This is a genomic window from Nonomuraea sp. NBC_00507 (assembly GCF_036013525.1).
GTDB lineage: Bacteria > Actinomycetota > Actinomycetes > Streptosporangiales > Streptosporangiaceae > Nonomuraea.
On sequence record NZ_CP107853.1, the window covers coordinates 4,129,260 to 4,147,531 of the forward strand.

Annotated in this window: 14 protein-coding genes; 5 read left to right on the top strand and 9 right to left on the bottom strand. The window is 70.8% G+C overall.

Annotated features, from left to right (window positions below; all coding sequences use genetic code 11):
* Window positions 1-4: 4 nt before the first annotated feature.
* Window positions 5-1,825 carry a DJ-1/PfpI family protein gene (locus tag OHA25_RS20585; protein WP_327589146.1) on the top strand — a complete coding sequence of 607 codons (1,821 nt, stop codon included), beginning with the start codon at window positions 5-7 and terminating at the stop codon, window positions 1,823-1,825.
* 50 nt (window positions 1,826-1,875) lie between these two features.
* Here OHA25_RS20585 and OHA25_RS20590 read toward each other — a convergent pair whose 3' ends face one another.
* Window positions 1,876-2,877, bottom strand: a complete 1,002-nt coding sequence (locus tag OHA25_RS20590; RefSeq protein ID WP_327589147.1) for a helix-turn-helix transcriptional regulator — start codon at window positions 2,875-2,877, stop codon at window positions 1,876-1,878.
* An 85-nt stretch (window positions 2,878-2,962) separates the two neighbouring features.
* Here OHA25_RS20590 and OHA25_RS20595 point away from each other — a divergent pair, with 85 nt between their 5' ends.
* Window positions 2,963-3,697 carry an SDR family oxidoreductase gene (locus OHA25_RS20595; RefSeq protein ID WP_327589148.1) on the top strand — a complete coding sequence of 245 codons (735 nt, stop codon included), beginning with the start codon at window positions 2,963-2,965 and terminating at the stop codon, window positions 3,695-3,697.
* 149 nt (window positions 3,698-3,846) lie between these two features.
* On the opposite strand, the gene sppA is transcribed toward OHA25_RS20595, so the two are convergent.
* The 6 genes from sppA to glgB form a co-directional block, all read right to left on the bottom strand.
* On the bottom strand, window positions 3,847-5,544 hold the full coding sequence (gene sppA / locus OHA25_RS20600) for a signal peptide peptidase SppA (protein WP_327589149.1): 1,698 nt from the start codon (window positions 5,542-5,544) through the stop codon (window positions 3,847-3,849).
* Between the two features lie 9 nt (window positions 5,545-5,553).
* A complete protein-coding gene (locus OHA25_RS20605) occupies window positions 5,554-5,868 on the bottom strand; it encodes a hypothetical protein (protein WP_327589150.1) in 315 nt (104 codons plus the stop codon).
* A gap of 144 nt (window positions 5,869-6,012) precedes the next feature.
* Window positions 6,013-7,371 (bottom strand): S8 family peptidase, encoded by a 1,359-nt coding sequence (locus tag OHA25_RS20610; RefSeq protein WP_327589151.1) that lies wholly within the window; start codon window positions 7,369-7,371, stop codon window positions 6,013-6,015.
* A gap of 165 nt (window positions 7,372-7,536) precedes the next feature.
* On the bottom strand, window positions 7,537-9,012 hold the full coding sequence (locus OHA25_RS20615; protein ID WP_327589152.1) for a S8 family peptidase: 1,476 nt from the start codon (window positions 9,010-9,012) through the stop codon (window positions 7,537-7,539).
* 211 nt (window positions 9,013-9,223) lie between these two features.
* Complete coding sequence (locus tag OHA25_RS20620) at window positions 9,224-11,125, bottom strand: S8 family peptidase (RefSeq protein WP_327589153.1); 1,902 nt, start codon at window positions 11,123-11,125, stop codon at window positions 9,224-9,226.
* A gap of 99 nt (window positions 11,126-11,224) precedes the next feature.
* Window positions 11,225-13,378: a 1,4-alpha-glucan branching protein GlgB gene (glgB, locus tag OHA25_RS20625; RefSeq protein ID WP_327591016.1), complete on the bottom strand. Its 2,154-nt coding sequence runs from the start codon at window positions 13,376-13,378 to the stop codon at window positions 11,225-11,227.
* A 194-nt stretch (window positions 13,379-13,572) separates the two neighbouring features.
* Between glgB and OHA25_RS20630 the strand changes: the two genes are divergently transcribed.
* Entirely contained in the window at window positions 13,573-14,277 is a 705-nt protein-coding gene (locus OHA25_RS20630) for a DUF4328 domain-containing protein (protein ID WP_327589154.1), read from the top strand.
* A gap of 3 nt (window positions 14,278-14,280) precedes the next feature.
* Here OHA25_RS20630 and OHA25_RS20635 read toward each other — a convergent pair whose 3' ends face one another.
* Both OHA25_RS20635 and OHA25_RS20640 read right to left on the bottom strand, forming a co-directional pair.
* Window positions 14,281-14,928 carry a response regulator transcription factor gene (locus OHA25_RS20635; protein ID WP_327591017.1) on the bottom strand — a complete coding sequence of 216 codons (648 nt, stop codon included), beginning with the start codon at window positions 14,926-14,928 and terminating at the stop codon, window positions 14,281-14,283.
* A gap of 9 nt (window positions 14,929-14,937) precedes the next feature.
* Window positions 14,938-16,668, bottom strand: coding sequence for a sensor histidine kinase (locus OHA25_RS20640; RefSeq protein WP_327589155.1), 1,731 nt, complete (start codon window positions 16,666-16,668; stop codon window positions 14,938-14,940).
* Window positions 16,669-16,674: 6 nt separating this feature from the next.
* Between OHA25_RS20640 and OHA25_RS20645 the strand changes: the two genes are divergently transcribed.
* Entirely contained in the window at window positions 16,675-16,800 is a 126-nt protein-coding gene (locus OHA25_RS20645; RefSeq protein ID WP_327589156.1) for a hypothetical protein, read from the top strand.
* A 42-nt stretch (window positions 16,801-16,842) separates the two neighbouring features.
* Window positions 16,843-18,267, top strand: coding sequence for a hypothetical protein (locus OHA25_RS20650; RefSeq protein ID WP_327589157.1), 1,425 nt, complete (start codon window positions 16,843-16,845; stop codon window positions 18,265-18,267).
* Window positions 18,268-18,272 lie beyond the last annotated feature (5 nt).

The window sequence follows — 18,272 nt, forward strand, 5'->3', positions numbered from 1 at the left end:
CGTCATGACGATCCAGCCCAGTAAGAGGCGCATGGCCGGCCGCTTCGTCTGGCACTACATCGAGATGGTCATCGCGATGAGCCTCGGGATGGTGCTGCTCGGTCCGGTGTGGGGCGCGGTCCTGCCGGACGCCATCACCCGGGTCGACATCGGCACTTTGACCATGGCCGCCGACATGTCCATCGGCATGGCCGTCTGGATGCGGGTCCGCCGCCACACCTGGGCCGCCATCGCCGAGATGAGCCTGGCGATGGTCGTGCCGTTCCTCGTCCTGCTCGTCCCGTACTGGTTCGGCGTGCTGCCGGGCGACATGGTGATGTCGATCGGGCACGTGCTCATGTTCGTCTTTATGGCCCTGGCCATGCTGCGGCGGCGCCACGAGTACACGCACCACCAGCACCGGTTTCGCATCCCGCGCAAGTGGCTCGGGCGAGGGGCCGTCGTGCTGGTCGCGCTCCTGGTGCCCGGTGCGGTCTCCGCGGTGAACACCGTCGGGAAGTTCGACGACCAGTACAAGGCACGCTCGGACACGGTGGCGGTCCAGCCTGTGCCGAAGGCCGCCGCCCACGACCCGGCCAAGCCCACGGTGGCCTTCCTGGTCAACGGCAGCGGCACCAACGTGGCCGACCTGCTCGGGCCGTACGAGGTGCTGGCGGGCACCGGGCGGGTGAACACGTACGTCGTCTCGTCCGGTCCTCGGCTGGTGCCCCTGACCGGTGGGCTGGACCTCGTACCGGACCTGACCTTCGACGAGCTGGCGCGGCTGCTGGGCGAGCGGCGCGACACGCTCGACGCCGTGGTGATCCCCGCCCTGAACAAGACGGCTCCCGCGGAGGCCGGCTCCATCACCGCGTGGCTGCGTGAGCAGTCGGCGGCCGGCGCGATCACCGTCAGCGTCTGCAACGGGGCCCGTACGCTCGCGGCGACCGGGCTGCTGGACGGCAGGCCGGCGACCTCCCACTGGTGGCGGCTGCCCGGGCTGCGCGCCGACTTCGGCCAGGTCCAGTGGGTGAGCGGCCGACGGTACGTGGACGACGGAAACGTGATCACCACCGCCGGTGTGCTGTCCGGTATCGAGGGCGCCCTGCGGATCATCGAACGGCTGCTCGACGCGGAAACCGCGCACGAGGCGGCGCGGAAGGTCCACTGGCGCCACTACTCTCCCGGCGTCGCCGGGCGGATCCCCTCGTCCAGCTTCGAGGCCAAGGACGTGGCCGTCGTCTCCCTCACCTCCTCCTACCAGCCCGGGCCGTCGACCATCGGCGTGCGGCTCATCGAGGGCACCGGTGAGCTGGAGCTCGCCTCCGCGTTCATCACCTACACCGAGGAGTCCATGATCGGGCGCACCGTCGCGGTCGGCGACGGCGCGGTCCGCTCCAGGCACGGCCTGACCTTCGTCCCCCGCTCGACGGTCGCGGACGGCCTCGACCGCCTCCTCGTCCCCGGCGTGGACGCCGCACGGCGCCAGGCGGCGGGCACCGGGCCGTCGGCGGCCACCGGAGGGCTCCAGCCCGAGTACCTCCACGTCGGCGAGGAGTTCGCGTTCGATCCCGTGCTGCGGGACATCGCCCGCACCTACGACGTACCGACGGCGCGGTGGGCGGCGAAGGCGCTGGAGTACCCGGTGCTCGACGTCAAGCTGACCGGTAGCGCCTGGCCGTGGGCGGCCACCATCGTTCTCGTGGGGCTCGCGCTGCTGGGCGCCGCAGTCGCCATCGCCGCCGGCATGGTGTTCCGCCGGATTCGCGCCAGGTCCCGTGCGGCCGGTCCGGGCCCGGAGCCGCACGACGCGCCGGGCGCCGAGCTCGCCCACTGCGGGTCGTGAGCCTGATGTGGCCGGGAGGTGCGATGCCTCCCGGCCCTTTCATGTTGCCGTCAGTGCTCGGGAACGTCGCCGGGCGCGGCGGCGGCGCCCGGATATGTGGCGGCGGCGTCGCAGTGCCGCGCCACCTGCCGCAGCGCCTCCAGCAGCTCCGGGGGCCCGTCCACGGTGAAGGGCAGCCCGAGTGCGGCGAGGTAGACGGCCAGCGTCAGCGGGGTGGCGGCGCCGATGTGCAGGAGGCACCGGTCGTCGTCGAGATGCTCCACCCGGGCCACCGGCGGCACCCGCTCGCTGACGGCCGCGGACGGTGCGTGCACGGTCGCGACGGTACGGCAGGGCCCCAGCGTCGAGGCCACGCCCTTGGTGACGAAGTCGATCGCGTCCCCCGGCGGCATCCAGCGGCCGGGGAAGGACGGCCCCATCGGGGTTCGGGGCGTGAGCCGGTCGATCCGGAAGGTGCGCCAGTCGTCGCGGCCGACGTCCCACGCCACCAGATACCAGCGACGCCCGGTCGACACCAGCCGGTGCGGCTCGGTGTCGCGCACGGTGGCGTTGCCGTCGTGGTCGCGGTAGTCGAACCGCAGCCGCCTCCGGTCCCGGCACGCCGAAGCCAGCGTGGCCAGCACATCGGAGTCCACGGCCGGGCCGCTGCCCGCCGGCACGGGCACCGTGTACGCGGTCAGCGCGGCCAGGCGCGGGCGCAGCCGGGCGGGCAGCACCTGTTCGAGCTTGGCCAGCGCGCGCAGTGACGTCTCCTCGATCCCGCCCACCGTCTGGGCCGCCGCCGTACGCAGGCCGACCGCCACCGCCACGGCCTCCTCGTCATCCAGCAGCAGGGGCGGTAGCCGGGCCCCTGGGCCCAGCCGGTAGCCGCCTGCCGTGCCGGAGGTGGCCGACACCGGGTAGCCGAGGTCGCGGAGGCGTTCGATGTCGGAGCGGATGGTTCTGGTGCTGACGCCGAGCCGGTCCGCCAGCTCGGGGCCCGGCCAGTCGGTTCGTGATTGGAGCAACGACAGCAGGCGCAACAGCCGCGCGGCGGGGTCTCTCGTGGACACGGAATCCACCCTTTCTCACCTCGCGGAAGTTCTGCTTCCGCGACGGCTGCCAGGGTGAGGGCTCGTGGAACAGAAAGGGACTTCCATGCATGCGGCAGCAGTGGTGACGGGTGGATCGCGTGGAATCGGCCGTGCCGTGGTGGAGCGGCTGGCCGGTGACGGCGCCACCGTCGTGTTCAGCTTCGTCGCCGACGAGCGGGCGGCTCGGCAGGTGGAGGAGGTGTGCGGAGGGCGGGCGACGGCCGTACGCGCCGACGCGGCCGACCCTGATCAGGTGGAGCGGCTGTTCGCCACGGCGGACCAGGTGTTCGCCGGCCAGGCGGCGGGGCCGCTGTCGGTGCTGGTCAACAGCGCGGGCGTGATCGACCACACGCCGATCGAGGAGCTGACCCAGGAGGTGTTCGAGCGGGTGATGGCGGTCAATGTACGCGGCGCGTTCTTCGCGGTGCAGGCGGCCGCCCGCAGGATGGCCGACGGCGGCCGGATCGTGACCGTCTCCTCCACCGGCACCGCCTGGCCCAGCGCGGGCGAGTCGGTCTACGCCGCGAGCAAGGCGGCGATCGAGCAGCTCACCCGGGTCGCCTCCCGCGAGCTGGGGCAGCGCGGGATCACGGTCAACGCGGTCTCGCCCGGACCGACCGACACCGACATGCTGCGCGCCAATGTCCCGCCGGAGACTGCGGCCACGGTCGCGCACATGACGGCCCTGGGCCGGATGGGCACGCCAGCGGACATCGCGGCTGTCGTGGCGCTGCTGGTGAGCCCAGACGCCGCCTGGCTGACCGGGCAGAACCTCACAGCAGACGGCGGCCTGGTGTGACGACCTCAGGTGCCGTGGCCGGCTGAATCCGCGTCCGTCGGCGACGTCAGGTGCCGTGGTCGGCCGAATCCGCTTCCGCCGGCTTCAGCGCCGGTGGCGGATGTTGTGCCACCCGCCACCGTCAGGCCATGCCCCACCTGGTCACCTGGTCAGCGGATGATGTACCACTCGGGCAGGATCAGCGGGCCCGCGGCCGGGAGTCCGAGTTCGGCGGACAGACGGGCGAGCGGTCCCCAGGCGTCCAGCCGGACCCTGGCCAGCGCGGCCGACTTGTCCTCGCTGGACTCCGGCCCGCGCAGCCGCTCCAGCGGGTTGAGCCGCGGATACATGCGGACGGGCGCGTCCTCCGCGAGCCCGGCCCGCTTTCTGGCCAGCGCCAGCGCGTCCTCCAGCCCGCCCAGCTCGTCCACCAGCCCGCCAGACTGCGCGTCGGCGCCGGTCCACACCCGGCCGCGGGCCAGTTCGTGGGTTCGCTCGCGGGTCAGTTTGCGGCTTTCGGCAACCTTGGCCACGAAGTCGTCGTAGATCCGGTCGAGCCAGGCGTTGATCCGCTCCCACTGCTCGGGGGAGAAGCTGCGGGACGTGGAGAACATCCCCGCGTTGGCCCCCTCCGCCACCATTTCCGAATTTATCCCCATTTTGCCGAGCAATTCGGAAAAGACGGGCTTGCCACCGTACACGCCGATGGAGCCTGTCAGTGTGCCGGGCTGGGCCACGATCACGTCGGCGGCCATCGACACGAAGTAGCCGCCGGACGCCGCCAGGTCGCCCATGGAGACGATCACCGGCTTCACCTTGCGCGTCAGCGACACCTCGCGCCACACCGTGTCGGAGGCCACGTACGAGCCGCCGGGGCTGTCGACCCGGAAGACGACCGCCTTGATGTGCTCGTCGCGCCTGGCCGCCCGGAACGCGGCGCTGATCGTGTCGGAGCCCATCGCGCCACCCCCGCCGAGCGGGCTCCGGCCGCTGCGCCCAGTCTTGATCATGCCGGTGCCGTGGACGAGCGCGATCCCGTCGGCCAGCGGGTGCGGCAACTTCCGCACGGCCGCGGCCCTGGCGTACCTGGACACGTACTGCAGGTGCGCCTCGCCGCCCGCGGCCTTCTTGACCTCGTCGTACACCTCGTCCCGGTACGCCAGCTCGTCGACCAGCCCGGCGTCCTTCGCCTCCACGGCCGTGAACGGGCCCCGGTCGATCAGCTCGCGCACCTTGCCCGCGTCCAGCCTGCGGCCGTCGGCGATGCCGGCGATCATCGTCTCGGTGACCGACTCCACGATGCGGCCCATGGACTCGCGGTGCGCTTCGGTCATGTGGTCCTGGGTGAAGGTGTTGGGGGCGGTCTTGTACTCATGCCGCTGCCCGGCCTCGAACCCCACTCCCAGCTTCGTCAGCGCCCCCTTGAGGAAACGCTGCTCCAGCGCCACCCCGGTCAGCCCGACGTCGCCGCTCGGCTGCAGGCAGACGCGCTCGAACGCGCTGGCCAGGTAGTAGGGCACGGTGCCGCCGCCGAACTCGCCGAACGTCTCGGAGAACGCCACCGTCAGCTTGCCGGAGGCCCGGAACTGGATCACGGCCTGGCGCAGCTCCTGCACCATGGCCAGGCCCAAGGGGGCGGTCCCGATCTTCACGATCAGCGCCTTGACCCTGGAGTCCTGCCTGGCCTTGCGCAGCCCGGACAGGACGTCGGACAGGCGCGTCTTCCGCATGGACAGCACCGCGGCGAGCGGGTCCGTCGGCGGGCCTTCCGTAATGCCCTCGGTGAGATCGAGCTCCAGCACCAGCGGGGCGGTGCGCCGCTGGCGAAGCTTGTCGACGGTTTCGAAGATCGCCTTGCCTGCGTCCATAGAGCCACCCTAAGCGACACATTTCGAAATGTGCTCAGGTGAGTTAGCCCGGAAGGTGTAGAACCATTGGCCGTGCAGTTCCACGCCAAACCCGCGCATGTCTTCGGTCGCGACGCCGAATGGGCGGACCTGGTCGGGTTCACCACGTCGCGCCGCCCGGACGCTCGGCTCGGCATTGTGACCGGCAGGCGCATCCAGGGCAAGACCGTGCTCGTGGAGGCCCTGGCGGACGCGGTCGGCGGGTTTCTCTTCACCGCCGCGGACACCCACGGCCTGTTCACACTGGCGACGCCTCACCTGAGCCCCATGGCGCGACGCGCCCATGCGAAGATCATGCGTGCCGTCAGCCGCGCCGCAGGAGGAACTGCCCGAGCGGAGCGAGGTCCGCTCGGGGGGCGGGGTCCCGTCAGGCAAGCACGTAACTGGGCATGGGGCGGGTGCTCGCGGGCAACCTACCCCTTGCGTTCGTCAGAGGCGGCTGCGGAGTGCGGCGTAGACGTTGATCCTTGGGGTTGTCACCTCGGTATCCGCGCTCATGTACGTGATCGGCTTGCCGGTGCTCTTCAGGGCTCCCAGCAACTGGTCCACTCCTGCGCGGCGGTACTTCTGGTGCAGCAGGGCGAAGGCGCCCGTGACGTGCGGGGTCGCCATCGACGTGCCGTTCAGGGCCGCGTACGAGTCGTCCACGATCGCCGCCGTGATGGCCACGCCCGGGGCGAAGACGTCCAGGAGCGGGCCGCGGTTGGAGAAGGCGGCCACGGCGTCCTGCTTGTCCGTGGCGCCTACCGCGACCGTGGTGGAGACGCACGCCGGCCAGGACACCGCCGCGTCGTAGCCGTTGTTGCCCGAGGCCACCACCGTGGCCACGCCCTTGGCGAGGAGCTTGTCCACTTCGGCCTTGAAGTCAGCGCCGTCGCCCGCGTCGCAGGCCGTGTCGTACTTGCCGCCGCCCAGGCTCAGGTTCACCGAGGCCAGATTGTGCTGGTCGGCCAGCGTGTCGGCGTAGGCCATGCCGGTCAGGATCGAGGAGTCGTACGCCAGGACGCACACGGGGCGGCCCGCGCAGTACGGCGAGTTGTCGAAGCGGCTGAAGACCTGGATCGGGATGATCGTGGCCTTCGGGGCGACGCCGTTGGCCGCGAAGCCGCTCGTGGCCTGGCCTGCCGCGATGCCCGCCACGTGCGTGCCGTGGTAGCACAGGCCGTACTGCGGCTGCGGCGCCCCCGTCATGCACGCGTCGGTCTCGGCGTTCGCCGCGCCGTCGCCGATCTGGAACTGGCTGCCGTTCGGGCACAGCGGCTTGGAGCCGTCGACGGGGTCGGTGGCCGAGAAGCAGGCCTGGGCCGCGATGCGGCCGCCGAAGGCGGGATGGTCCTGGTCGATGCCCGTGTCGAGGATGGCGACGGCGGTGCCCTTGCCCGTGAAGCCCTGCTTGTGCGCCTTGTCGGCGCCGATCAGCGGGATGCTCTGCACCAGCGTGGGCTCGTTGAGCTTGTCCTTGCGGATGGAGACGACGTCGGACTGCTCGGCGATCTTCTCGAGTTCGGCACGGGTGCCGCGGTAGACGAAGAAGTCCAGCTTGCCGGCGACCTCGGAGGGCGGTTCCGCGGAGACGTTCTTCTTGCCCTGCTTGACCTGCTCTGCGCTGGCTTGCACGGAGCCGACCTGGGTGGGCTGCTGCACGTGAACGATGGCGCGGTGCTCGCCGGTCGCCGTGATCTCAGGGTCGATCTTGGATTCGGGGTCGGCGAACGCGGGTGCGGCGACGAGTGTTGCCGAGGTTGCGGCTAACACGATCGCGCCGGCCAGCAGAGACGGGAGCCTCAACTGCTCCTCCGGGGGTCAGGGGGCATTTGTCCCACCGAAGTGTAGTAATTGGACTGTTGGTGTCAGCGGGACTGGTGGGTTCCGTTACCGCTTCTTGTTCTGGGCGAGCCTTTTCCCGGTATGCGGAAGGGCCGGAATCGCCTACCCGGCTCCGGCCCTGCACATTCACGCGGCGGCGCGTCCGCCGGCGGTGGCGCGCTGGGCGTCGATCCGCGACGTGGTCGCCGAGGTGCCCCCGGCGTCGTACTGGATGGCTCTTCCCGTCGCCTGCAGCCGCTGCAGGTTCTGCGCGACCGAGTTGCCGGGGAAGGCCTGCTTGAGCAGCGCGAACGTGCCCGCCACGTGTGGTGCGGACATCGACGTGCCGCTCGCCTCCCGGTACATCCCGCTGGGCACCGCCGAGCGGACGCGCACGCCCGGCGCGAACAGGTCGAGCAGCGGCCCCCGGTTGGTGAACGAGGCCAGCCTGTCGGCGTCGTCGGTCGCGCCTACCGCGACGGCGGTGGAGATGCAGGCGGGGGCGCTGACGCCGTTCGCGGAGCCGTTGTTGCCCGCCGCCACCACTGGCGCCACCCCGAGCCCCACCAGGGTGTCGAAGTCCGGCTTGACCGCGGCGGCGCTCGGGTTGCCGTCACACGCCGTGGTGTACGGGCCGCCGCCGCCCAGGCTCATGTTCACCGCCGCGATGTTGTGCGTCCTGACCACCCTGGCGACGTACTCGAGCGCCAGCTTCTGATCGGAGGTGTAGCTCAGGAGGCACGGCGACATTCTCCTGCCGCCCCCGCAGAGCTGGGGGTTGTCCACCCGGCTGAAGACCTGGATCGGCAGGATGCCGGCCGCGGGCGCGACTCCGTCGGCCGGGGCGCCGGGGGCCATCCTGCCCGCCGCGATGCCGGCCACGTGGGAGCCGTGGTCGCAGATGCTCCTCCCGCTGACCATGCACTGCGCGGTCTCGGCGTCCGCCGCGCCGGGGCCGGTCTGGCTGGGCTGGTTGTTCGGGCAGAGGGAGACCGTGCGGTCGCCGGCGTCGGATGAGGAGAAGCACGCCTCGTCCACCAGCCGGCTGGTGAAGAAACCGTGGTCGCGGTCGATTCCCGTGTCGAGGACGGCGATCGCCGTGCCCCTGCCGGTCCAGCCTGCGGTGTTCGCCCGGTTCGAGCGGATCACGACAGTGCTGGTGTCGAGGGCGGGCGAGTGGAGCTCGTCCTTGTAGACCGCCTGGACGCGGACGTCCTTCTGGAGCATGGCGAGCGTCGGCTGGTCCACTTTGGCGACGAAGAAGTTCGGCGATTTCGCCGACTGCAGGACCCGGCTGCCCTGGGAGGTCTGTTCGATGTCGCCGGCGACGGCGTCCACGCTCTGGCCCGGCTTGACCTGGATGATGGAGCGGACCCTGGCCCCCGACTCGATCTCTTCGACGAGCGCGGGGCTGATGGCCGGGCCGGTCATGTCGGCGTTGCCGGGTGTGAGGCGCGAGTTGCCGGATCTCGGCGCGCCTGGCGTGCCTGTGTCGGCCGAGCCCGGCGCGCTGGGCGTTCCGGTGGTGTCGGTGGTGTCGGCGTGGAGTGCCGGGGCCGTGCAGAGCACGGCGGATATGGCGGCCAGCGCGGTGGTGCGGGCGAGCAAGGACCGTAGCCTCACTGTTTCCTCCGAGGACGGCTGTGACGTGGCTGAGGCTGGAGCCGTGAAGCTCTTCCGGCTCCCGGCTTGCGTACAGCCGCATACATCCCCACCTGCGACAACTGTGATGTCGGTGACCTATGTGCCGTAGGTAAGCGTTGGAGGTGTTTTTACGTTCTTGGGGCAAAAGAGAAAGGCCGGTCAAGACTGACCGGCCTTCTCTGACAGTGAGCTACTTGACGGTTTTGAGGATGTCCTTCGTCGCCTTCTTCAGCGCCGCCGCGGACGGCTTGCTGCTCAGCCGCACCTTCTCCGCCGCGGTCAGCGTCGTGGTGCCGTTCGTGCCGTGGGCCCAGTTCAGCCAGGCCGTCAGCAGCGCGCTCTCGAGCTTGCCCTTACCGGTCTTGGTGTTCTTCAGCACCCGGTACGCCTTGCCCAGCGACGACGCCTTCGTCAGCTCGGGGAACACCTTGCTCGACTTGCTGATCAGCTTGAGGTAGCAGGTGAGCGTGGCGTCGGGGATCGTGCCGCTGCTGCGGTGGATCTCCACGGCCCAGGTCTTGGCCGGCATCTTCGTGGCGGCCGTGCCGCGTGTGCACACCGCCGCCGTGGTGGCCGGCGTCGGCGTGACGGTCACCGTGACCGTGACGGTCGGCAGCGGGACCGGCGACGTGGACGACGAAGGCTCATCTGAAGGTTCGTCCGACGGCTCGTCCGAGGGATTGTCGTCGGGAGGCTCAGGGCTCGGGCCGCTCTCCGTGGGGCCGGGCTCCGGCGGAGCGACCGGGGTCTGCGTGATGGGCGGCTGCGTCGTCGCGCCGGCCAGCGCCGCCGCCAGGTCCAGGCGCGGCGTTGTGACCTGCGTGCCGTTGGCCTGGTATACGTACGGCCGGCCGGTCGTCTTCAACGTGTTGATCAGGTCGGGCATCGCCGTCTGCGGCGCCGCCTGCTTCATCAGCGCCAGCGCGCCGGCCACGTGCGGCGTGGCCATCGACGTGCCGCTGTAGACGGTCGTCACGTTGTCCGGCACCGACGACTCGATGTCCACACCCGGCGCGAACAGGTCCACCAGCGCACCGCGGTTGGAGAAGTCCGCGATGGCGTCGCTACCGTCGTTCGCCCCGACGGCCACCGCCGAGGTGATGCAGGCCGGGTACGACGCCCCTTCGAAGAACTCGTTCCCCGCCGCCACCACGGTCGCCGTGCCCTTGGCCAGCAGCGCGTCGATCTTCGGCTTGAAGATCGCGCCCTCTTCGCTGGCGTCGCACTCGGTCTCCGACACCATGCCGCCCAGGCTCAGGTTCACCGCGGCGACCGGCTGGGTCAGCCCGGCCACGTAGTCCATGGCCAGCCGCAGCGACGACTCGAACGCCAGCAGGCACGACGGCTCGCCGCAGACGTCCTCGTCGTTGACCCGGCTGAACACCTGCACCGCCACGATTCCGGCGCCCGGCGCCACGCCTCCCGTGCCGGCCGCGATGCCCGCGACGTGGGTGCCGTGATCGCACAGGTTGGCGCCGCCCGCCAGGCACTTCGCCGTCATGGCGTCGGCCGCGCCGGCCCCGATCTGCTCCGGCTGCCCGTTCGGGCACAGCGACTCCACGCCGCTCTCCACGGCCGAGAAGCATGCCTCGGCCACGATCCGGTTGCCGAACCACGGATGGTCGCGGTCGATGCCGGTGTCCAGCACGGCCACGGCCTGGCCGGTCCCGGTGAAGCCCTTGGCGTGCGCCTGGTCGGCGCCGATCAGCTTGAGGCTGGGGGAGACGTCGGCAGGCGTGTACGTCCTGTCCCGGTGGATCGAGGTGACCCGCGGATCCTCGGCCAGCTTGGCCAGTTCCTCCGCGGTGCCCTCGACGACCATGAACGACTGGTTCTGCGGCCGCAGCAGCACGTCCACGCTCTCGGCCGCCGCCTGGCTCGCCACGGGCTCGTTCTGGGCGGGCTCGGTCAGCTCGACGATGGCCCGCTCGGCGCCGCCGTCGGCGGCTAAGCCATCCTCGACCTTGTCCTGAGCGATGGTGCTGCTGGGCGCGGGGGTCGGTGTCGGTGTCGGGTCGTCTGCGTAGGCCGGACCCGCTAACGGGAGCACGGCCAGCACGGTCGAGCACACGATCAGATGGCGAAGTCGCACGCGTTCTTCCTCCGAGGGGGATGATCTCGGAGTTTATGGCGATTTGGCCGGCAGGCACAGGCCCCGAGCCCGGTTTCCCACCGAACTTTCAGCGGACGTTCAGCGCGTGCCCTCGTGCGTGAGCCACACCGCTCCCATCGGCGGCACCCGCAGCGTGGTGGAATACGGCAGCCCGTGGTAGGCCTCCATGGCCGCCTCGACCGACCCCATGTTGCCCACGCCGCTGCCCCAGTAGGCGTAGGCGTCGGTGTTGACCGCCTCCTCCCACCGCCCCGCGTACGGGAGCCCGAGCCGGTAGTTCTCGTGCGGCGCGCCGCTGAAGTTCACCACGCACGCCACCGCCGACCCGTCGCTCGCGTAGCGGACGAACGAGAACGTGTTCCCGGAAGCGTCGTCGGCGTCGATCCACCGGAACCCCTCCGGCGAGGAGTCCTGCTGCCAGAGCGCCGGAGTCTCCTTGTAGATCCGGTTCAGGTCGCGGACCAGCCGCTGCACGCCCTGGTGCCCCTCGAACTCCAGCACCCACCAGTCCAGGCCGCGCTCCTCCGACCACTCCGAACCCTGGCCGAACTCGCCGCCCATGAACAGCAGCTGCTTGCCCGGATGCGCCCACATGAACGCCAGCAGCGCCCGCAGCTGCGCGAAGCGCTGCCACTCGTCGCCGGGCATCTTGCCGAGCAGCGAGCCCTTGCCGTGCACGACCTCGTCGTGCGACAGCGGCAGCACGTAGTGCTCGGAGTACGCGTACAGCAGCGAGAACGTCATCTGGTGGTGGTGATACTGGCGGAAGATCGGCTCATGGCGCAGGTATTCGAGCGTGTCGTGCATCCAGCCCATGTTCCACTTGAACCCGAACCCGAGCCCGCCCAGGTGCACCGGCCGCGACACCCCCGGCCAGGCCGTCGACTCCTCCGCCACGGTCGAGATGCCGGGCATCTCCCGGTAGCAGACGGCGTTCATCTCCTTGAGGAAGTCGACCGCGTCCAGGTTTTCCCTGCCGCCGTAGACGTTCGGTGTCCACTCGCCCTCGCGGCGCGAGTAGTCCAGGTAGAGCATCGACGCCACCGCGTCCACCCGCAGCCCGTCGATGTGGAACTCCTTGAGCCAATAGAGCGCGTTGGCGACCAGGAAGTTACGCACTTCCCTGCGGCCGAAGTCGAAGACGTACGTGCCCCAGTCCGGGTGCTCGCCCCTGCCCGGGTCGGCGTGCTCGTACAGTGGCGTGCCGTCGAAGCGCGCCAGCGCCCAGTCGTCCATCGGGAAGTGCGCCGGCACCCAGTCCAGCAGCACGCCGATGCCCCGCTGGTGCATGCGGTCCACGAAGTGGCGGAACTCGTCGGGGGTGCCGAACCTCGCCGTCGGCGCGTAGTAGGACGTCACCTGGTAGCCCCACGACCCGCCGAACGGGTGCTCGGCCACCGGCAGCAGCTCCACGTGCGTGAACCCCATGTCGGCGACGTACTCCGACAGCTGGTCGGCCAGCTCCACATACGTCAGCCCGGGCCGCCACGACCCCAGGTGCACCTCGTAGATGCTCATCGGCTCGGCCGGGGAGTGCTTGTCCGGCCGGTTCGCCATCCACACCTCGTCGTCCCAGCTGTAGGCCGACTTGTCCACCACGGAGGCCGTCAGCGGCGGCACCTCGGTCCGCCTGGCCATCGGGTCGGCCTTGTCCCGCCAGATGCCGTCCGCGCCGAGGATCTGGTATTTGTATCGCTCGCCCGCCGCCAGCTCGGGGATGAACAGCTCCCACACCCCTGACCGGCCCAGCGACCGCATCGGGTAAGCGGTGCCGTCCCAATGGTTGAAGTCGCCGACGACCCTGATGCCGCGCGCGTTCGGCGCCCAGACGGCGAACGCGGCGCCCTCGACGTCCTCATGCTTCATCACCCGCGCGCCGAGCGCCTCCCACAGCCGCTCGTGCCGCCCCTCGCCGATGAGATGCAGGTCCACTTCTCCCAGCGTGGGCCAGTGCCGGTACGGATCCCGGAACGTACGCGGCTCCGCGCCGGCGTATTTGACGCTGAGCGTGTAGTCGGGCACCTTGTCCAGGCCGGGGACCGTGACCTCGAACACCCCGTGAGCCTGGTGTTTCATGTCGTGGGCCGTACCGTCCTCCAGCACCACCCTGACCCGCTCGGCAAGCGGGCGCAGCGCGCGGAAGACCACCCCGCCCGCGACGGGGTGCGCTCCCAGCACGGAGTGCGGATCATGGTGCGCCCCGCCTGCCAGGCGGTCGAGCTCTGTCCTCATCGGCATGCTCCCAACCTTGCCCTACGATGACCGTTCATCCCAGGCACTGCCCGCTTTCACCGAGACAATCACAGAAAGTGCAAAATCCCAGCTCTATCACAAGAGGATGCCGGGACGGAAACTGATCCTTTCCACGTTCTTGGCTCGACATACTGGTGCGCTGCCCGATCACCCCCTCCAGAGAGGTCCGAGCCATGTATCCGCCACCCCCTTCGGCCGCATACCCGCCTTCACCCCCGCCCTTACGCCCGGTCCGCGGCGTCGCGATGTTCGCGGTGGTGGCGCTGGTGTGCGACTCGCTTGTCGGCGTCGCCGCCGCGGTCATCGATTTCTGGTACGCGGCCCTGGTCGATCGCATGATCGCCGATCCCGACTCCGTGACGGAGGCGGAGATCAACACGGGCGACCTCGTCTACCAAGTGTCCGGCATCGTGGAGCTTCTGGCGTACGTCGTCACAGCCGTGGCGTTCCTGGTCTGGCTGTTCCGGGTCAGGGAGAACGCCGAGATCCTCGCGCCGGACGGGCACCGGCGGGCCAAGCCCTGGCTCATCTTCGGGTGGATCGTGCCGATCATCGCGTACTGGTTCCCGAAGCAGATCGTGGACGACATCTGGGACGCCTCCGCCCGCACTCCCTCACCTCCCAAAGGCCTGTTCCACGCCTGGTGGGCGGTCTGGGTGGTCGAAAACCTGATGGCCACTGTGGTCTCGCGCCTGCTGTTCGACGCAGAGGAGCTGGATCAGATCGCCGCGGCGGCGCGGTTCGACGTGGTGAGCATCGGGCTGATGCTGGTTGCCGCCGTGCTCGCCATCTTCGTGGTCCGGCGGATCACCGACGTCCAGGAAGAGCACCGCTCGGCGGCCTTCCGCGGCGTCCCGGGGGCGTATCCGGCGTACTAGCTCCTAGGTGGAGCGGAGCAGGGTGAGGACGGCGAGCACGCGGCGGTGGCGGTCGGTGGACTCGGGGATGCGGAGCTTGGCGAAGATGTTGCCCACGTGGGCCTCCACCGTACGCAGGCTGAGGTGGAGCAGGTCGCAGATGCCCTGGTTGGAGTGCCCCTCGGCCATCAGCGACAGCACCTCGCGCTCCCGCTTGGAGAGCAGATCGAGCGGATCTCCCCGCCGGCGCCGGCTCATCAGCCGGGTCACGATCGTGGGATCGACCACGCACTCGCCCTCGGCGATCCGGCGCAGCGCGTCGAGCAGCACCGACAGGTCGGAGACCCGTTCCTTGAGCAAGTATCCGACCTTCTCCGGGTAGCGGTCCAGGAGTTGCATCGCGTAGCGCGAGTCGAGGTAGTGCGACAGCACCAGCACGCCCGTGCCGGGGAACTCCTCGCGGATCTTCAGCGCGGCGACCAGGCCCTCGTCGGTGTGGGTGGGCGGCATCCTGATGTCCACGATGGCGATGTCAGGACGCAGCTCCTCCACCCGCCTCAGCAGGGCGGGGGCGTCGCCCACGGTGGCGGCGACCTCGACGCCCGTCTCGGTCAGGAGACGGTCGAGCCCTTCCCGGAGCAACACCTCGTCGTCGGCGATGAGCACGCGCATGGTATCCATCTACACACTCGCAGTGCCCGGCGTACAGGGGGTTGCGGGCAAGCCGACCCGGATCAGCGTCTCGCCGCCGTCCAGCGGGAGGACCTCCAGGGTGCCGTCCAGGGCGCCGACGCGGTCGCGCAAGTCGTCCAGCCCATCGCCCAGCGGGCCGTCGAGGTGGATCTCCAGCCGGAGGAGGTCACCGGACTCCATGGCGCGCAGCCGCGCCTCGCCGGGCCGGCCCCGCTTCAGGCTCTCCGCGACCACCAGGTACGCCGCAGCCTCCACCGAAGGCTCGTACCTGCGCCCGCTCAGCCCTTCCGCCGCCAGTGGGAACTCGTCGGCCAGCGCGTCCACGGCCGCGGCCAGCCCTTCGCTCGACAGCACGCCCGGATACAGGCCATGGGCCACGGCCCTCAGGTCCGCCACCGCCGCCCGTACCTCGGCCTCCGCCTCCTCCAACAGGGCGGCGCGACCCGCGTCGGGGCAGCGCAGCCGGGCCAGGCGGATGGACAAGGACAGCGCCACCACCCGCTGCTGGGCACCGTCGTGCAGGTCGCGCTCCAGCCGTCGGCGCTCCGCGTCGCCCGCCTGCACGATCCTGGTCTGTGAGGCACGTAGGTCGGCCAGCCGCGCGCGGGTGTGGGCCCGCAGGCGCTCGTTCTCCAGCGCCAGTCTCGTGGCGGCGCTGAGGGCGCCGATCTGGCTCTCGTCCTGGTTCTCGTCGTCGAACAGGCTGTGCCGGTGGGCCAGGAGCGCCACCAGGGCGCCGCCGCGCGTCAGCCTGGTGATCGCGGCCTCCCGAGCGGGCGTGGCGGGGGTCCCGTCGGCGTCCACCAGGCGGCCGTCGTCCAGCGGGTAGTACACCCGCAGGCCCGGATCGCCCAGCGTGCGGGCCAGGGCGTCGCTCAGCCCGCCGGGCGGGGGCGACCCGGCGGTCTCCACGACCAGCGCCGCGAGCCGGGCCCGGGTCCTGCGCAGCCGTGCCCAGTGCACGCCGGTGCCCAGCGCGATCGCGGTGAGCGCCGCGGCCTGGGCGTACCAGAGGATCGTGTCGGGCGGGGCGGTGCTCACGTACCCGGCGGGAAGGGCCAGCCCGTACGCCGCCGCGGCCGCGACGAGGTAGGCCACCCCCGGAACCAGCAGCGACGCGAGCCTGCGGCGGCGCGCCACCGAGGCGCGGGCGAGCCGCTCGCACAGCACCACGGCCACGCCGATCATGCTGATGGCGGCCATCAGCATGCCCGCGCGTATCGACCACAGCGCCGCGCCGGGGAGGTGCCAGATCGCCAGCGGGTTGACTGGACAGGTGCCGCAGCCCGACCCGCGAGGATCGGACAGCACGCCGCTCCCCACCGCCACCAGCGCGAACCCGGCATACCCCGCGATCATCAGCCTCGTCCTCGTGGACGAGGCGTAGGAGAGCAGGGCATGGGCGGTCAGCACCGGGACCGCCGGGGAGAGCAGGAGCCCGGCGGCGAAGGCCGCCGATACCGCGATCTCGGGATTGGTCCAGCCGGTGAGCATCCAGCAGACGCCCGCGGCGCCCAGGAGAACGCGGAACGCGGCGCCCGGCCGCCGGCGCGCGCCCGGCACGGCCGCCACGACCAGGGACCCGCCCGCCACCAGGTGCGCCGCCACGGCCACAGGGGAGCCGGCCGCGGGGGAATAGCCGGGGAAGCGCGCCGCAGCCACCGCCGCGACCATGCCGGCCACCGCTCCCGCCAGGAGGATCGCCGTCCGGATGAGCATGGGCCCATGGTGACAGCGCCCGCCGCCCGGCAGAAGGGGGCCAGCACGCGGCTGCCGTACGTGCGCACCCGTAGGCCGAAAGGGCACGATCGGGTGGACGCCCCGAAGCACCGGGTCATGCCCGACACCTAGCCTCGTCGCCACCGGAGTCGAAGGCCGGGAAGGAGAGCGGTCATGCTGCGAAGGAAGACGGTCGCGCTGTGCTGTGCGGTGCTCATGCTGGCCGGGTGCGGATCGGCGGGCACGGTCGACAAGGCGGGGGGAGCGGTCAAGGCGGAGCCGGTGGTGCTCACCATGGCGAATACGCGGGGGGCGTGGGAGGTGGAGGCGTTCATGGCCGAGGTCACGAGGTTGTCGGGCGGCTCGGTGCGGATCGAGGCCACCCACGAGTGGCACACCGACTCCCCCTCGGCGGAGGCCGACCTCGTGCGCGAGGTGCGCGCCGGCAAGTTCGGGCTGGGCGTGGTCGGGGCGCGGGTGTGGCACGGGCTCGGAGTGCCTTCCTTCGACGCGTTGCTCGCGCCGCTGGAGATCGGCGACCTCGCGCAGGAGCAGGCGGTGCTCGGGGACACTGCGCTGACGTCGGCGATGCTCCAGGGACCGGCCGCAATGGGCCTGGAGGGAGTCGGCATCCTGCCCGGCCCGGTGCGCCAGCCCGCGGGCACGCAGCGGCGGCTCCTCGGCCCGGCCGACTACAAGGGCGCGGAGATCGCCTTCTCGGCCAGCGAGGTGGCCGCTCGGAGCCTGACGGCCCTGGGGGCCAAGCCTGTGTCCTTTGTCTTCGAAGGCGCGCCGGTGGACCGCTTCGACGGGGCGGAGTTGCAGATCTCCGCCGTCTGGGGCAACCAGTACGACACGGTGCTGCGTTCGCTGACGGCGGATGTGGGCCTGTGGCCGCGACCGCTCACGGTCGTGGCGAACGGCGACGCCCTCACCCCGGACCAGCGGGATCTGCTGCGCCGGGCCGCCGCGGCGGCGCTGCCGAAAACCGTCGAGTCCGTCAGGTCCTTCGAGCAGGAGGCCATCGGCGTCCTGTGCCGGCGCAATGCGATCAAACTTGTGACCGCCGGACCCGATCGGGTGCGGGAGCTGCGCGCCGCATTCGCCCCGGTCTATGCCTGGCTGGAGAAGGACCGCCAAACCAGGGATCTCCTCGCCCGGGTTCGCGCGGTCCGCGACAGGACGCCGGTGGAGTCGGCCCCCACCTGCTCCGCATCCACCCTGGCGAAGGCGACGCCGCCGGCGACCCGCTCCCCCATTGACGGGGTATTCAAGATCAACACCACACTGGAAGAGCTGAGCACGTCGCCGCTGCTGGGCGATGCGGGCGAGATCAACGACGGGAACTGGGGCGAGCTCACACTCACCTTCTCCGGCGGCCAGATCGAGTTGGCGCAGCGAAACGAGCGCGAGACCTCGGGCCTCAGCGGGACGTCCACGCTCGAGGGGGACATCCTGACCATGCGGCTCTTCAACGGCGAGCTGTTCACCGTGAGATGGAGCCTGTACAAGGACACCCTGACCTTCAAGCGGGTGCCGGACGGCATCGGCCCGACCTGGTTGGTCATGAAGCCGTGGCGGCGCACGGGCGACGCCTGACCGCC

Excerpts from the sequence above, each read along its gene's own strand:
- OHA25_RS20630 (WP_327589154.1), top strand. The coding sequence starts at position 13,573 with ATGTATCCGCCACCCCCTTCGGCCGCATACCCGCCTTCACCCCCGCCC.
- OHA25_RS20650 (WP_327589157.1), top strand. The coding sequence starts at position 16,843 with ATGCTGCGAAGGAAGACGGTCGCGCTGTGCTGTGCGGTGCTCATGCTG.
- OHA25_RS20595 (WP_327589148.1), top strand. The coding sequence starts at position 2,963 with ATGCATGCGGCAGCAGTGGTGACGGGTGGATCGCGTGGAATCGGCCGT.
- OHA25_RS20635 (WP_327591017.1), bottom strand. The coding sequence starts at position 14,928 with ATGCGCGTGCTCATCGCCGACGACGAGGTGTTGCTCCGGGAAGGGCTC.
- OHA25_RS20585 (WP_327589146.1), top strand. The coding sequence starts at position 5 with ATGACGATCCAGCCCAGTAAGAGGCGCATGGCCGGCCGCTTCGTCTGG.
- OHA25_RS20645 (WP_327589156.1), top strand. The coding sequence starts at position 16,675 with ATGGTGACAGCGCCCGCCGCCCGGCAGAAGGGGGCCAGCACGCGGCTG.
- sppA (WP_327589149.1), bottom strand. The coding sequence starts at position 5,544 with ATGGACGCAGGCAAGGCGATCTTCGAAACCGTCGACAAGCTTCGCCAG.
- glgB (WP_327591016.1), bottom strand. The coding sequence starts at position 13,378 with ATGAGGACAGAGCTCGACCGCCTGGCAGGCGGGGCGCACCATGATCCG.
- OHA25_RS20640 (WP_327589155.1), bottom strand. The coding sequence starts at position 16,668 with ATGCTCATCCGGACGGCGATCCTCCTGGCGGGAGCGGTGGCCGGCATG.
- OHA25_RS20605 (WP_327589150.1), bottom strand. The coding sequence starts at position 5,868 with ATGGGCGCGTCGCGCCATGGGGCTCAGGTGAGGCGTCGCCAGTGTGAA.